Annotated in this window: 2 protein-coding genes; one reads left to right on the top strand and one right to left on the bottom strand. The window is 74.5% G+C overall.

Annotation, left to right across the window (positions count from 1 at the left end; genetic code table 11):
- Nucleotides 1-100: 100 nt before the first annotated feature.
- A complete protein-coding gene (locus OZN99_RS31705; RefSeq protein WP_270939167.1) occupies nt 101-370 on the bottom strand; it encodes a hypothetical protein in 270 nt (89 codons plus the stop codon).
- A 155-nt stretch (nt 371-525) separates the two neighbouring features.
- Between OZN99_RS31705 and OZN99_RS31700 the strand changes: the two genes are divergently transcribed.
- Nucleotides 526-1167, top strand: a complete 642-nt coding sequence (locus OZN99_RS31700) for a LolA family protein (protein ID WP_270939166.1) — start codon at nt 526-528, stop codon at nt 1165-1167.
- The last annotated feature ends 175 nt before the right edge of the window (nt 1168-1342 follow it).

The raw sequence follows: 1342 nt of genomic DNA, 5'->3' as shown, positions 1-1342 counted from the left end.
CGCGCCCCGCCAGCCGACGCGCTGAGCGGCGCGGGCTGGCCGGGCAGTCCGCGATTCGACGGCGCCCGCCGGCGGCGCGCACCGTCGGAGCGATCGCGGGCTACGCGATCTCGCCGCGCCAGACCGGGATGATGCCGGAGGCCTCCGGCAGGCCCGGCCGGCGCCATACGGCGCGCCAGGCGACGCGGTCCAGGTTCAGGCCCAGATTGACCATCGGTGGCGCCTCCTCCAGCGCGATCTCCGCCACCGCGGGGCGCAGCGAGGGGGCGATGCGGTCCAGCGCATGGCGGGCCAGCAGGGCCCGCGGGACGCCGTGGAATTCCGCGGCGTCCACCGGCGCGGCCCGGGGCGCGGCAAGGTCGAAGGGCATCTGCGTGCATCCTCCCGGAGGGGCCCGGTCCTCGGGCCGCGAACGCCGTCCTGGCCGGCGCATCCTGCGTCGCTGACGGTAACGGAGCGGTTAAGGCGGTCACGGCCCTTCAGCCTGCCTTCCGCTCGCCACGCCGATGGGCCATCTGGTGGGCCATGGTGCGACGCAGAATTCTCCTGAGGGGCCTGGGTGGCCTGGCCGGGGCGGCGGTGCTGGCGGGAACCGCCGGCCCGGCGCAGGCGCAATCGATCGACCGCGCGGCGCTGGGACGGGTGGAGGCCTATCTCAACGGCCTTCGCACGCTGCGCGCGCGCTTCCTGCAGGTGGCGCAGAACGGCGCCTCGGCGCAGGGCACCGCCTGGATCAGCCGCCCCGGCCGCATGCGCTTCGACTACGACCCGCCGGAGCCGCTGCTGCTGGTGGCCTCGGGCGGGCAGGTGATGATGTACGACCGCGAATTGCGGCAGCCGACCACGGTGCCGGCCTCTTCCACGCCGCTCGGCCTGCTGCTCCGCCCGGAGATCCGGCTGTCCGGCGACATCACGGTGACCGGCACGGCGCGGCAGGGCGGCTTCCTGCACGTGTCGCTGCACCGGACCGGCGCACCGGCCGAGGGGCGGCTGACGCTGTCCTTCGAGGAGAACCCGATGCAGTTGCGGCAGTGGACGGTGCTGGACGCGCAGGCCCGCGAGACGCGGGTGACGCTCTACGAGGTGGACACCACCACACGGCCGGACAACCGCATCTTCGATTTCAACGACCCGCGCTTCTTCGAGACGGAGATGCAGCGGCGATAGGCCGCTTGCGCCGCAGGATCGTCAGCAACCGTTCGGAGATGTAGGGCGCGCCATTCCCCGCTTGGCTAGCGCGACCGCGCGCGGCAAGCCTTCGGCGCATGAGGCTGGCCCGCCGCACCCTGCTGGGCGCCGCCGCCGCGCTGCCGGCCCTGCTGTCCGGCGGCCGCGCGCGCGC

This window comes from Falsiroseomonas oryzae (assembly GCF_027856955.1).
Classification (GTDB): domain Bacteria; phylum Pseudomonadota; class Alphaproteobacteria; order Acetobacterales; family Acetobacteraceae; genus Falsiroseomonas; species Falsiroseomonas oryzae.
Note: the sequence above shows the minus strand (reverse complement) of the source record. Positions and strands in the feature narration are given on the sequence as shown.